Source organism: Variovorax sp. DAIF25 (assembly GCF_050711835.1).
Taxonomy (GTDB): Bacteria; Pseudomonadota; Gammaproteobacteria; order Burkholderiales; family Burkholderiaceae_C; genus Variovorax.
In genome coordinates this window covers 3,965,341-3,978,929 of the sequence record NZ_CP136636.1, presented here as the reverse complement: position 1 = coordinate 3,978,929, position 13,589 = coordinate 3,965,341, and the positions used below count along the sequence as shown (strand labels likewise).

Genomic DNA, 13,589 nt, shown 5'->3' with positions numbered 1-13,589 from the left:
CCCATGCCTCGGGGCATTGAATTCTTCAATGAATTCTCGTAAGTTGATTGTCAGGGGCGATGCAAAGAATCCGCCCGCGCGATGGATCCACCTCGCGTGCGAACCGCAACGCAGTTGCGGAAAAGAAGAATCGGAGACAACCATGACCATGCGAAAGCATGCGATGGCCCTTGCACGCCCACTGGTTTCGCTCGCGGCGCCGCGCGCACCCTGCCGGCCTCGTCCACCTCGCGCGCGCACGGTCCGGCTCGGCGTGCTCGCCATCGCCTGCGGGTCGATGGCCGGCTGCGGCGGCGGCAACGACGGCGGACGGATCGCCGCCGCATTCGGTCCGCCCGGGGACGCGCCGGTCGCGGCGCCCTTGCCGGTCACGAGCCTGAACACCCTGCGGGGTGCGACCCGCGACGTGTCGGTCAACTTCCACGAGGGCACCAACATGGCGGCCGCGCCGTCGCCCGATGGCCGGCAGGTCGCGTTCACGGCCCTGGGGGCGCTCTGGATCATCCCGATGGACGGAGGCAACGCCAGGCGCGTGACGGGCTGGGAGATGGAGCCGACCGCGCCGGCCTGGTCACCCGATGGCCAGTGGATCGCGTTCCAGAACTACGACGCCGAGGGCAACTACCGCCTCTGGGTCGTCAAGCCCGATGGCGCCGAACTGCGACGCGTGACCGGCGGTCCCCACGACGATCGCGAGCCGGCATGGACACCCGACAGCCGCAGCCTGGTCTTCGCCTCGGACCGAGGCAACGACGGGCAGTACAAGATCTGGCGCGTCTCGCTCGCCGGGACCGACTATGCGGCGCTCACCACGGGGCCCGGTGCCGAGAGCAACCCGGCGGTGTCGCCCGATGGCAAGCAGCTGGCCTTCGTGGCCGGGGCGGCCATCCATACGAAGCGCATCGACGGCGGCGAGCCGCCGGTGCGTGTCGCCACCGGCACCATGCCCGCATGGACGCCGGACGGGAAGGGCCTGGTGTTCCAGAACGAGCGCCGCGCGCTGACGGTCGGCGGCCAGGACGTGGCCGCGGGCGAGGACCTGTTTCCGTTCCCGGTGCGCCACCTGGCGGATGGCCGCTTCATGTACACGGCCGACGGGCGCATCCGCATCCGCGACGCGAAGGGCGCCGAGCCGACCAGCGTGCCTTTCGGCGCGACGCTGACGGTGCGCCGGCCCGTGCCCGGGCAGGGCAAGGACCACGGCTTCGACATCCTGGGTCCGCAGCCGGTCCGCGGCATCAGCGCGCCGGTCATCTCGCCGGACGGGCGCAGCGTGGCCTTCGTTGCGCTCAACGACGTCTGGGTGATGCGGATCGGCCAGGCGCCGGTGCGCCTGACCCACGACACCGCGCGCGACGCTGGTCCGCAGTTCACGCCCGACGGGCTGTCGGTCTACTTCTCCACCGAGAAGGACAACGCGGGCGCGCTGACCATCGACCAGATCGAGATCGGCTCGATGAAGCGCACGAGGCTGGCCGCGGTCCGCGCCCAGTCGATGTACGCGCCGAAGATGTCGCCGGCCGGGGACCGCATCGCCTACAGCACCAGCGCGGGGCAGATCGACATCTGGGACATGGCCTCGCGCACGTCCCGCAGCGTCGTCACGGCGAGCGGGCCGCTGGTGAGCCGGCCGTCCTGGCTGCCCGACGGCAAGAAGGTGCTGCTGGTCGACAACGAGCGCGTGAACAACCGCTTCCGCGAGGGCTACAACAAGCTGCGCGTGATCGACATCGCGGGCCGGACCAGCACCCTCCACGCGGTGGCCGAAGCGCCGCGGCATGTCTCCGACCGCGACGAGGGCGCCGCGAGCGTCTCGCCCGACGGCACCAAGGTCGCCTTCATCATGGATTCGGTGCTGCACGTGATGCCGCTCCAGCCGAGCGGCGCGCCCGCGGGGCCGGCGGTGGCGATCACGCGCGAGGCGGCCGACCTGCCGTCGTGGGCGGGCGACTCGCGCACCATCCTCTACAAGGCCGCCGACAAGCTCAAGACCATCGCCGCCGACGGATCGGGCGCGACGGAAGTGCCGGTGACGCTCTCGTGGACGCAGGCGAGCCCGAAGGGCACGACGATCGTGCGCGCGGGGCGCCTGTGGGACGGCAACAGCGAAAGCCTGCGCAGCGACGTCGACATCGTGATCGAGGCCAACCGCATCGTCGCGATCCGTCCGCACGACCCGGCGGCGGCCCGCGCCGCGGCGCGGTTCATCGATGCGTCGGCGCTGACGGTGATGCCGGGCCTGTGGGATTCCCACTTCCATGCGCTGGATGTCGGATTCGGCCAGGTGGCCGCATCGATGCTGGCCTATGGCGTCACCTCGGTGCAATCGGTCGGGAACGCGCTGCACCAGGGCATCGAGATGCGCGAGGCGCTCAACGCCGGCAAGCTCGTCGGGCCCCGCCTGTTCGCGTCGTCGCAGCTGCTGGAAGGCAACCGGGTCTCCTATGGCTTCTCGCGCACGCTGCGTACGCCAGAAGTGGCCGACCTGGAGATCGCCAAGGCCAGGACGATGGGCGTGGACTACCTGAAGTCCTATGTGCGCGCGCCGATCCCGGTCATGGCGAGGATCGCGCAGGCCGGGCTCGACATGGGCGTGCCGACCGGCACGCACCTGGTGGCACCGGGCGCGGCCGCCGGCATCGGCGGCACCACGCACCTGTCGGCCACCGAGCGCATGGGCTACGGCTGGTCGAAATCGACCGGCGGCATCAGCTACCAGGACGTGCACGACCTGTACGCGCAGGCCGGCATGCCGCTGGTCGAGACCTCGTTCGCTTCGCTGGCGCTGGTGGGGCAGGACGCGGCGATGCTCGCCGACGAGCGGGTCGGGCTGCTGATTCCGCCGAGCTTCCTGCCGGCCCTGGCCGGCACCGCGGTGCCCGGCGAGCGCATGCTGCAGGCGGTGCGCCAGGAGGCGGAGCAGGTCGCCAAGGTCCGGCGCGCCGGCGGCTGGCTGGCGATCGGCTCCGACACGCCGCTGGTGGCGCCCGGCATCGCGCTGCACACCAACCTGCGCGCGGCCGGCCTGGTGGGGTCGAACCACCAGGCGTTGCGCAGCCTGACCATCGACGCCGCGCGGATGAGCCGGGTCGATGGCGACCTGGGCACCGTGGAGGTCGGCAAGCTGGCCGACCTGGTGATGGTGCGTGGCAATCCGCTCGAGGACCTGAAGGCGGCGGCGGCCGTGGAGCACGTCATGAAGAACGGCGTGAGCCTGTCGCTGGCCGAGATCCTGGCGCCGTTTCGCGCGCCGCCGGTCCTGGCCCAGCGCCGCCAGGCGGTCGAGGTCCTGGCCCGGCGCTGCCGCGTCGAACCGGGCGACTGCGCGAGCATGAGCCACGGGCACTGAGTGGCCGCGACGGGCGCGACAGCGCGGCGGCGCCGGCTGCCGCAGAATGGTGCATCCCCCGCGCACCGCCCGATGTCGACCACCCTGACTTCCTCCGCCCCCGTGCCGCCCACCTTGCGGCTGGCCTTCGCCCTGTCGATGGGCGCGGCCGTCTCGCTCGGCATCACGCGCTTCGCCTATGCGCTCTTGCTGCCGCCGATGCGCGACGACCTCGGCTGGAGCTATGCGCTGGCGGGCGGCATGAACACCGCCAACGCGGTCGGCTACCTGGTCGGCGCGCTGGTCACGCCGGCGCTGATGCGGCGCTTCGGCGTGAGCCGGCTGCTGGTGGTGGGCGCGGTGCTTGCGAGCCTGTTCATGGCCGGCAGCGGCTTCGTCACCGCGGCGCCCGCGCTGCTGCTGCAGCGGCTGCTCGCGGGCATCGCGAGCGCCTGGGTGTTCGTGGCGGGCGGCCTGATGGCCGCGCGGCTCGGCGAGGCCGATGCCTCGCGCGGCGGCCTGCTGCTGGGCATCTACTACGGCGGCACCGGCTTCGGCATCCTGGCCTCGGCGCTGCTCGTGCCGCAGGTGCTGCAGGCCGCCGCGGGCGAACCGCATGGCTGGGCCTGGGCCTGGTGGGCGCTGGCCGTAGCCAGCGGCGTGGCGACGGTGCTGCTGGCCTGGGCCGGCCGCGCGCTGCCCGATCGACCCGCGCCCGCGCCCGCCGCCGCGGCGCCCGGTGCCGCAACCGGCGCGCCGGTCGCGCTGCGGCGCTTCGGCTGGGCGCTCGCGGGCTATGCCTTCTTCGGCATCGGCTACATCGGCTACATGACCTTCGTGATCGCGCTGCTGCGCGAGCAGGGCGCGAGCGCGGGCTTCGTCACGCTGTTCTATTCGCTGCTGGGCATCGCCTGCATCGCCTCGTCGCGGCTGTGGGCCGGGCTGCTCGACCGCTACCGTGGCGGCCAGCCGCAGGCGCTGCTCAACGGGCTGCTGGGCGTGGCGACCTTGCTGCCGGTGCTCAGCGCCTCGGCGCCCATCGCGCTGGTCTCGGGGCTGCTGTTCGGCGGCGTGTTCCTCTCGGTGGTGGCCTCGACCACCGCGCTGGTGCGCCACAACCTGCCGTCCTCGCGCTGGGCCCAGGGCATCAGCGTCTTCACCATCGTGTTCGCCTTCGGTCAGATCGTGGGCCCGACCATCACCGGCTGGATCTCCGACGGACCGGGCGGGCTGGCGCGCGGCCTCGTGGGGTCGGCGATCGCGCTGTGGCTCGGTGCCGTGCTGGCCTCGCGCCAGCATGCGCTGGAACCCGCATGAACGAGGCGCTTCCGTTCGCCGACGAGGCCGCCACGCCCGGCTTCGCCGTGTTCGACACAGCCCTCGGCGTCTGCGGCATCGCCTGGGGCCCGCAGGGGCTGGTCGGCGTGCAGTTGCCGCAGGACGACCCCACGCTGCAGCCAGCGCTCCGGCGCATGCGCCAGCGCTTTCCCGAGCTGTCCGAGGCCGAGCCGAACGCCGAGGCGCGACGCGCGATCGCGGCGGTGCAAGCCTTGCTCGAAGGTGCGCAGGACGACCTGCGCGACATCGTGCTCGACATGCGCGGCCTGTCCGATTTCCATCGGCGCGTCTACGAGCTCGCGCGGCGCATTCCGCCGGGCCAGACCCGCACCTACGGCGAGATCGCCGAGGAACTGGGCGACAAGACGCTGGCGCGCGCGGTGGGCCAGGCCATGGGCCTCAACCCCTTCGCGCCCGTGGTGCCATGCCACCGCGTGCTCGCGGCCGGCAACAAGCCCGGTGGCTTCTCGGCCGGGGGCGGGGCGCTGACCAAGCTCAGGATGCTCGACATCGAGGGCGCGCGGCCCAACGGGATGGCGTCGTTGTTCTAGGAGCGAGTTTCAGCGGCGCCGGCGGCCCGGCGCGCGCGGAACGCTCAGCAACTGGCTCAAGGAAGCGACCTCGCGCCGCTCCCCGCCCGGATGGGTGTCGGCGCCACGCACCTTCGCGCCGAAATCCAGCGCCGTCCTGCGCTCCAGTTCCGCGATGCTCACGTGGTAGCGCTTCACCTTCTCGAAGCTCACGCGCGCCAGTGCCGCTTCGGACATCGCGGCCTCGGGCACGTAGTCGATGAGCGGCGTCTGGTCGATGCTCAGGGCGGTCGCCTGCAGGCGGTCGTCCTCCACGCGCAGCACGATCTTCCAGTACTCGCGCGGGGCTTTGAACCCGGCCATCTCGGGCATGCCGCGCTCCCACGGAATGTCGTTCTCGTCGTCGAAGACCGGTCCGGTGAACACGCTGACGCGCGCCTGGTCCGCCACCGCGTTGTTGAGCGCGAAGTCCTCGAGCGCGCGCCAGTACAGGGTACCGCCCGCGTGCGCGGCGGCTTCGGCGCCCGGCTTCCTCTTGCCCATGTTGAAGAAGCCCACCTGCGGCGACCGGTTGGTCACGTGGAAGGTGTCGGCATTGGCGCGCACGACGATGTCGTCCGGCCCCCAGAGCGGATCCTGCCGGCGGGTCAGGTGGCCTTGCTGGAAGATCCGGTTCGCATGGTCCGCCTTGCGCTTGTCGACGATGGCCGCGCCCTGTGCGTCGTAGGCCGTCTGTCCCGCGTACAGCGCGGGCGGGGTCTGTTCTTCCTCGGGGATGCGCGGGTCGATGAACCAGAGCTCGCTGGCCTCCGGGGCCTCGTCCGCTTCCTCCTCGCCCGGATGGAAGGCGGCGATGACGCCGGTGCTGCGGTCGTAGCTCTTGGCCAGCCGTCCGTCGATGTTGGTGGCGGTGAAGCAGGCCAGCCGCCGTTTCTTGTGCATCACCACGCTGAAGTGCTCGTACGGCAGTTCGTACTTGGGCCGGCCCGCCTTGGGACGGGTGTTGACCGATACCGCCCGCAGGGCCGCCGCACCGCGCGGCTTGGGCAGGGGAACGGCAACGCCGGGCAGGAAGTCGGGCTGGTAGCCGTCGCGGTTGCCGTAGTCCGGATCGACCTGGACCCGCGCCTCTTCGCCGGTGCTCGACGGCGCCGCGTCGGCATGCGGTTGCGGCGCGGTGTCCTGCGCGGGCGTTGGCGATCCGCCGCGGGCCGGGTAGCCGCCCAGCTGCACGCTCACGCGCAGCGGGATGGTCCAGGTCGCCGTGCCGTCGCTGGCCACGTTGACCGATGCACCGAGCGAAGCGTCATGCGCCACGGCCGGTGCGGACTCGACGGACGAGACCACCTGCGGGTCCAGGCCCGCGGCGATGGCCTCGGTGATCTTCTCGCGCTCGCGCGCCGGCAAGCCGCTCTTGCGCGTGTTCATGTCGGTCACGATGGCGCTGATCCGGATGCCTTCGTTGACCGTCTTGGCGATCTGCTTTCCGTTCTGGTCGAGCAGGTCGCGGTGCGGCGATCCCCAGTGGTGCAGGGCGATCACCTGCCACAGCACGTTGAAGACCGGCGAGCCGGAAGAACCCGGCTCCGTGTCGGCCACGTAGTGCAGCGTGGTGCTTGCGCGCGAGACCAGCTGGTTCTCGCGCAGCACGGCTTCCTTCAGGCGGCCGTCGGGGTGCTGCACGATGTTCGCGTGGTCGCCCAGCTGGTGCTTGTCGCGGGCCGCGGAGATCGGCAGGAAGCTGTAGCCCGCGAGCACGCCGGGGCCGCTCAGGCGGCCGCTGACCGCCAGCACGGTGTAGTCGAGGTCGTCCTGGTCGTTGGTGAGGAAGCAGGCCTCGGGCGCGAAGGCGAAGCGCGTGGGCACGCGCGGGCGTCCCGCGAGGTCGCGCTCGTAGTCGAACTCCACCAGCAGGTCCGCCGCGTCGGCCTTGGAGCCGATCACGTGGTTGTTGGTGAGGAACAGCACGGGCGAGATCATGAAGCCGGTGCCGAGGCCCTGGCCGTCGCGCGTCACGATCCGTGCCACGGCGCGTGCCGCATAGGCGCCGCGCTGCAGGAACGCGACATCGACGAAGTCGATCGTCTTGCCCCAGACCTTCTCCGCGCCCGAATGCGGCGCCTCGCGCACGGCCTCCTGCACCGGCAGTCCGATCCGCCGCTGCAGCACGGCGCTGCGGCGCAGCATCTCGGGCTCGGCGTCGCCGGGCCGGCCGGCGCCGATCGCATCGAGCGAGCGCTGGATCTGTTCGGCCTGCTGCTGGATGCGCTGGCGCGCGGCGACACCGATATGGGCGGGCTCGTTCATGTTCTCCTCCAATTGGCCGCGGGGGCGGCGGCGATTGCGGATTCGCGGACCGTCTCGCTCGCCTTTTAGAGGGCCTTGATGACAGGACGATGCAAAGGCACGGCCGCGTCAGGCGTTCTGGATCAGCCGCCGCAGTTCGTCGACGTGCTGGCGCAGCGCCTCGTCGTCCATCGCCGTGTAGCCGATCACCAGCCCCGGCGGCAGGTCCTTGCGCCGGCAGAAATCCGAGATCGCCTGGAAGCGCAGCCCGCGCTGCGCGGCCGCGCGCAGGAACGGCGCCAGTGCCATGTCCGGCGGCAGCCACCACACGAGGTGAAAGCCCGCGTGTTCCCCGGTGACATGCAGCCGCGCGGGCTCGAGCGCCGCGCGCAGGCCGCCGAGCACGAGGTCGCGGCGCTGCGCATAGACCATGCGCGCGCGCCGCACATGGCGCGCGAAGTCGCCGCTCTCGAGGAAGCGCGCCAGCGCCATCTGCTCGATCACGCCGGTGGAGCGCCCGGCGATGTGGCAGGCGCGGCGGAAGTCGGCGACCAGCGTGCGCGGCAGCACCATGTAGCCGATGCGCAGCGCGCCGAACAGGGTCTTGTTGAAGCTGCCGCAGTGGATCACGCGATCGGCGGCATCGAGGCTCTTCAAGGCCGGCAGCGGCGCGCTGTCGTAGCTGAACTCGCTGTCGTAGTCGTCCTCGACCACCCAGGCCTTCGCGGCCTCGGCCCATGACAGCAGTTCGAGCCGGCGCGATACCGGCATCGTGAGGCCGCTGGGCGACTGGTGCGCCGGCGTGACATGCGCGAGCCGCGCGCCCGCATGCTGGCGCGCCTGCGCGACCGAGAAGCCTTCGGCATCGATCGGGACATGGATCAGCTGCTGCCCGTGGTGGCCGAAGATCGGCGCGGCATGCAGGTAGCCGGGGTCCTCGAGCAGCACCTTGTCGCCGGGCGCCAGCAGCAGCCGCGCGCAGAGGTCGAGCCCTTCGCGAATGCCCGAGACGATCACGATCCGCTCGGCCTCGCAGGCGATGCCACGCGCCACCCCGAGGTAGCCGGCGATCTGCTCGCGCAATGCCAGCAGCCCGAAGGGATCGTCGTCGGCCAGTTGTGCCGCGGTCACGCGCCGCGCGCTGGCCTGCAAGGTGCGGCGCCAGAGATCGAGCGGGAACAGCGAGGGATCGGCCACGCGCGCCATGAAGGCCTGGTGGGCTTCGGTGGCGGCGAGCGGCGCCATGTCGGTCTTCCAGGCCGGCCGCGTACGGGGCGTGGCCGGGCGCCGCTTCGCGTCGCCGGCCTCGAAGAAGCGGTCGGGCACCTGCGCCGCCACATAGGTGCCCGATCCGGCCCGGCTGACCAGGTAGCCCTCGCTGCGCAACTGGTCGTAGGCCGCGTCGACGGTCACGCGCGACACCTGCCAGCGCTGCGCGAGCTGCCGCGTGGAGGGCAGGCGCGCGCCCTTGGCCAGCGCGCCGTCGAGGATGCGGGCGCGGATCTGGCGGTAGATCCAGGCCTGCTTGGCCTCGCCCTCGCGCGGCGGTTCGGTCGCGAGATCGAGGCTCGATGGCGTGCGCCGGGCCTGCGGGGGGCTGGAAAGTGGCCTTATCGCTTTCTCCGAAATGGATCTACAAGCAAGGCCACATTCTATTTAGATTCGCGTCCAAGGCATTCCACCCACGAAGCTCCCATGACGACGAAGCCCACGCATTTCTTCTGCACCCTCGCGCCCGACGGCCCGCGATTTCCCCTCGATGACGCGGGCAGCCTGCTCGACGCGGCCCTGGCGCAGGGCGTGGCCGTGCCGTTCTCGTGCAAGCGCGGCGAATGCGGCTCCTGCCGCGCGCAGTTGCTCGAGGGCGGCGTCGAGCGCATCGCGCCGCCCTCGGAGGCGGCCTACCAGGTCGACGCGGGTGAACTGCTGATGTGCCAGTGCCGCGCCACCAGCGACCTGCGGCTGCGCTTCGCGCACTGGAGCGCGCCGGCGCTCGCGCCATCGCGGCATTCCGCGAAGGTCGTGATCTGCGAGCCGCTCACGGACAAGGTCACGCGACTGGTGGTCGAACTGCAGAGCGCCGAGCCGTTCCGCTGCGCGCCAGGCCAGCATGCACAGTTCGTGCTCGAGGACGGCGAGCGCCGCAGCTTCTCGATCGCCAATCGGCCGTCGGAAGAGGGCGAAGCCTCGAACCGGCTCGAGTTCCATATCCGCCGCATGCCGGGCGGCCTGTTCACCGAGCAGCGTCTCGCGGCGCTGCGGCCCGCGGACCTGCTCGAGCTCGAAGGGCCCCATAGCGCCTTCGTGTGGCAGGCACCCGCCGACGGAATCGAGCACCTCGTGCTGCTGGCCACCGGCACCGGCTTCGCGGGCGTTCGGCCGATCCTGCAGACGGCGCTCGCGGGCGGCGCGTTCCGCACGGTGTCGCTCTACTGGGGCGTGGCAGAGGCCGGCGATTGCTATGCGGCCGAATGGCTCGACGAGATGGCGCGCGTGCACGCGGGCTTTCGCTGGACCGCGGTGCCGTCTTCGCGCGTGGAGGGCAAGCAGCATGTGCAGCACGCGGCATTGAAGGCCGTGCACGACTGGGCACGGACCATCGTCTATGCCTGCGGCAACCCGGCCATGGTGCGCGACGCACGCGCGCTGCTGCAGGCCGAGGGGCTGCCGAAGGCGCGCTTCGTCTCGGAGGTGTTTCTCCCGAGCACGAAGGAAGGCGCACCGCATGTCGCGCGCCATCCCTGGGAGAAGGTGGGCGCCACGTTCACGCGCGACGGCATCCTCGAGGCGCGCCGCCGCTCGATGGAGGCGCTGCCGCAGATCGCTGCGCTGATCGAACCGGGCATGACCACGGGCGAGGCGATCGCGGTGGCCGACCGGCATCTGCGGCGACTCGGCGCCGCCTACAACTGGCATCCAACCTATGTGCGCTTCGGGCCCGACACGCAGCGCACCTCGCGCGAGCCGGTCGATCGGCAGCGGCGCCTGCGCGAAGACGACGTCTACACCGTCGACCTGGGTCCGGTGTGGGACGGCTACGAGGGCGACTACGGCGATACCTTCGTTCGCGGTGCCGATGCCGGCCACGCGCGCGTCACGCGCGCGGCGCGCGACATCTTCGAACGCGCGCAGGAGGCCTGGCGGCAGGGACTGAGCGGCGCCGCGCTCTACGACTTCGCGAGCGAGCTCGCGCGCACGCAGGGCTGCGCGCTGGTGCGCGAGACTGGAGGCCACCGCGTCTCGGACTTTCCGCATGCGCTCTACGGCAAGCACCGCCTGGCCGAGGCCGACTTCGTTCCGGGCGACGGCATCTGGGTGCTCGAGGTCCAGGTGCGCGATCTCGAACGGCCGATCGGCGCCTTCTTCGAGGACGTGCTTCTTAAGAATTGATTCAGATCATTCCTAGCTCTGCGGCCTAGAGTTCGGCAATGACTGTGAACCGTATCGAACCCAGGCCGTTTTTTCTTCCTCGCACCTTCCGTTCTTCCGCGCCGCGCATGGCGCTCGCGGCCCTTGCCGCGGGCACGCTGCTCGCGGGCTGCGTGACGCCCGGCGAGCATGCGCGCGAACAGCGCATGCGCGACGAGCAGAACTGCATGGCCTATGGCTTCCGCCCCGAAAGCTCGGCCTATGCGCGCTGCCTGCAGAACGAGAACCTCTCGCGCCAGGGCCGCGACAACCTGCAGGACATCGAATCGCGTCGCCACTCGGACGACTACCGCCGCCGTGGTGGCGGTGGTGGTGGCTGGGAGCGCGAACGCGACCGGGACCGCGATCGCTACGATCGCATGAACGACAACCAGCGCCAGGCGCTGCGCAACTGCGACCTGCTGCCGCCCGCCAACCAGCCGGGCTGCCGCGCGATGGTCTGGTCGACGCTCAAGTAGGGCTGCGCAACGCCGCCTCCGAGGGTGCGGCATCGAGCTTCGCGAGCGCGATCACGGCCGCCTGCAGCACGAAGCCCGCGAGCGCGAGCAGCAGGCAGCCGGCTTCGCCCCAGAGCGCGCCGGCCGCCGCGCCGAGTGCGGCACCCACGGGCCGCGCGCCGGCATTCACCGTGAGGAACACGGCCGAGACGCGGCCCAGCATGCCCGCGGGTGTCACGCCCTGGCGCAGGGTGGTCGAGCTGATGGTCCACACCATCGGCCCGGCGCCGAACACGAACAGCGACAAGGCCGCAAGCCCGGCGCTGGGCCACCGCAGCGTCGATGCCATCAACACCGCGGCCAGCACGGCGCTGAACGGACCGACGCGGATCGCGCGGCCCGGGCTCGTGCGCGCCGCGATGCGCGGCGTGAGCAGCGCACCCGCCACCATGCCCGCGCCATACATCGCCAGCGTGAGCCCCACGCCCTGTGCGCCGAGGCCGAGCGCGCGCACCGCATGCGGCACATAGCCGGCTTGCAGCACGAACCAGGCGATGTTGAAGATGGCGCCGGTCAGCAGCATCGGCCGCAGCCAGGCATGGCGCAGCACGAAGCGCGCGCCTTCGCGCAGCTCGGTCCATGGATGGCGCGCGGCGGGCACGCGGCGCGCCGGCTCGGGGAGCTTCCACAGCAGGGCCACGGCCGCGGCCGACAGCGCCGCCGCCAGCACGAAGGCCGCGCCGGCGCCGGTCCAGGCCACGAGCGCGCCCGCCACGGCGGGGCCGGCCGCGAAGGCCGCGCTGCGCGCCAGCTCGATGCGGCCATTGGCGCGCGCCAGCGCCTCGCGCGGCACCAGCTCGGGCACCAGCGCGGGCGCCGCGACGCTGAAGGCCACGGTGCCGATCGCCCCGATGAAGCCCAGCAGCGCCATGCCCGCGATGCCCATGCGCGCCGACCACGGCGCCGCCAGCACGGCGAGCATCAGCACGAGCGACAGCGCGCGCAGCACTTCGGCGCGCAGCATCAGGCGCCGGCGCGGCATGCGATCGGCGAGCAGGCCCAGCGGCATCGCGAGCAGCAGGAAGGGCAAGGTCTGCACGGCCGCGAGCAGCCCGGTCTCGGCGGCGCCCGCGCCATAGGCCATCACCGCGACCAGCGGCACCGCGGCCAGGCCGAGCTGCTCGGCCGACTGCGCCGCGAGGTTGGCGTGGGCCAGGTGGAGAAAGGGGCGGGGCAGGGTGGAGGACATGACCCGATGGTCACGGACCGCCCCGCATCGGGCTGGCCGAAAACGGACCCGTGAAGACGGGCTTCAGCCCACGGCTTCGGCCTGCTGCGCCAGCAGCATGTCCTCGAACCAGTCCGCCACCTGCCGCGCCTCGGGCGCCGCGCCCGGCGCGAGCCCGTAGTAGTAGCGCTCGAGCCGCATGCGCAGCGCGGGCAGCGGTGAGTGCAGCCGGCCCGAGGCCAGGTCGTGCGACACCAGCGAGGTCGGCGCGAGCGCGATGCCCAGGCCGTCGACCGCGGCCTGCAGCACGAAATGCAGGTGGTCGAACTGCAGCCGTCCGGCCGGCCGCACGCGAGGCGCGCCGACCTGCTTCTTCCAGGCCTCCCAGTCCTCCTTGCGCGTGCGCGCCGACAGCTGCACGTGCGCGGCCAGCGCGCGCAGGTCGCGCAGCGGATGGGCCTTGAACAGCGCGGGCGCGCCGACCACCAGCACCTCGTCCTCGAGGAAGGGCTGCACCGCGATCGCGCCGGGCCAGCCCTCGAGCCCGCGGCGCACCGCGATGTCGAAGCTGTCGGCCACCTGCTCGGGCATCACGGTGCTCGTGACCACCTGCGGCTCGATGTCCGGATGGCGCTCGACGAAGGAGGGCAGGCGCGGGATCAGCCAGCGCACCGCGAACGAGGGCCGCACGTTGATGCGCACCGTGCGCGCCGCGCCCTGCGCCTGCAAGGCACGCGCGGCGGCGCCGATCTGCGCCAGCGCGGGCTCGACCTCGGCGAAGAACTGCTGGCCTTCGGCGGTCAGCGCGACCTGGCGGATGCGGCGCTCGAACAGCGCCACGCCGAGGAAGGCCTCGAGGCCCTTGATCTGGCGGCTGATCGCGCTGTGGGTGACGTGCAGTTCGTGCGCCGCGCGCGTGAAGCTCAGGTGGCGCGCCGCGGCCGCGAAGGCGCGCACGGCGTTCAGGGGAGGCTCACGGAACGGCATGCGTGCGATTTTGTCACGCATGCGGC

At 71.9% G+C, this 13,589-nt stretch carries 9 protein-coding genes; 5 read left to right on the top strand and 4 right to left on the bottom strand.

Going from position 1 to position 13,589, the window contains the following annotated elements; translation table 11 throughout:
* Positions 1-142: 142 nt before the first annotated feature.
* The 3 genes from R0232_RS18510 to R0232_RS18500 all read left to right on the top strand — a co-directional run bounded on the left by R0232_RS18510 (position 143) and on the right by R0232_RS18500 (position 5,217).
* The gene (locus tag R0232_RS18510) at positions 143-3,349 is read left to right on the top strand and encodes an amidohydrolase family protein (protein ID WP_431509012.1); all 3,207 of its coding nucleotides are present in this window, start codon (positions 143-145) and stop codon (positions 3,347-3,349) included.
* Between the two features lie 72 nt (positions 3,350-3,421).
* Positions 3,422-4,645, top strand: coding sequence for a YbfB/YjiJ family MFS transporter (locus R0232_RS18505; protein ID WP_431509011.1), 1,224 nt, complete (start codon positions 3,422-3,424; stop codon positions 4,643-4,645).
* Positions 4,642-5,217 (top strand): methylated-DNA--[protein]-cysteine S-methyltransferase, encoded by a 576-nt coding sequence (locus R0232_RS18500; protein WP_431509010.1) that lies wholly within the window; start codon positions 4,642-4,644, stop codon positions 5,215-5,217. Before R0232_RS18505 ends, R0232_RS18500 begins: the two co-directional genes overlap by 4 nt.
* Before the next feature lie 9 nt (positions 5,218-5,226).
* Here the strand turns inward: R0232_RS18500 and R0232_RS18495 are convergent, their stop codons facing one another.
* Positions 5,227-7,503 carry a DNA/RNA non-specific endonuclease gene (locus R0232_RS18495; RefSeq protein ID WP_431509009.1) on the bottom strand — a complete coding sequence of 759 codons (2,277 nt, stop codon included), beginning with the start codon at positions 7,501-7,503 and terminating at the stop codon, positions 5,227-5,229.
* A 108-nt stretch (positions 7,504-7,611) separates the two neighbouring features.
* Entirely contained in the window at positions 7,612-9,096 is a 1,485-nt protein-coding gene (locus R0232_RS18490; RefSeq protein WP_431512906.1) for a PLP-dependent aminotransferase family protein, read from the bottom strand.
* Positions 9,097-9,177: 81 nt separating this feature from the next.
* On the opposite strand from R0232_RS18490, the gene R0232_RS18485 reads away from it, so the two are divergent.
* Positions 9,178-10,872: a M24 family metallopeptidase gene (locus R0232_RS18485; protein ID WP_431509008.1), complete on the top strand. Its 1,695-nt coding sequence runs from the start codon at positions 9,178-9,180 to the stop codon at positions 10,870-10,872.
* A gap of 107 nt (positions 10,873-10,979) precedes the next feature.
* Positions 10,980-11,369, top strand: a complete 390-nt coding sequence (locus tag R0232_RS18480; protein ID WP_431509007.1) for a hypothetical protein — start codon at positions 10,980-10,982, stop codon at positions 11,367-11,369.
* Here the strand turns inward: R0232_RS18480 and R0232_RS18475 are convergent.
* Positions 11,362-12,597 carry an MFS transporter gene (locus R0232_RS18475; RefSeq protein ID WP_431509006.1) on the bottom strand — a complete coding sequence of 412 codons (1,236 nt, stop codon included), beginning with the start codon at positions 12,595-12,597 and terminating at the stop codon, positions 11,362-11,364. The genes R0232_RS18480 and R0232_RS18475 overlap by 8 nt on opposite strands.
* Positions 12,598-12,660: 63 nt before the next feature.
* Positions 12,661-13,563, bottom strand: a complete 903-nt coding sequence (locus R0232_RS18470) for a LysR substrate-binding domain-containing protein (protein ID WP_431509005.1) — start codon at positions 13,561-13,563, stop codon at positions 12,661-12,663.
* Positions 13,564-13,589 lie beyond the last annotated feature (26 nt).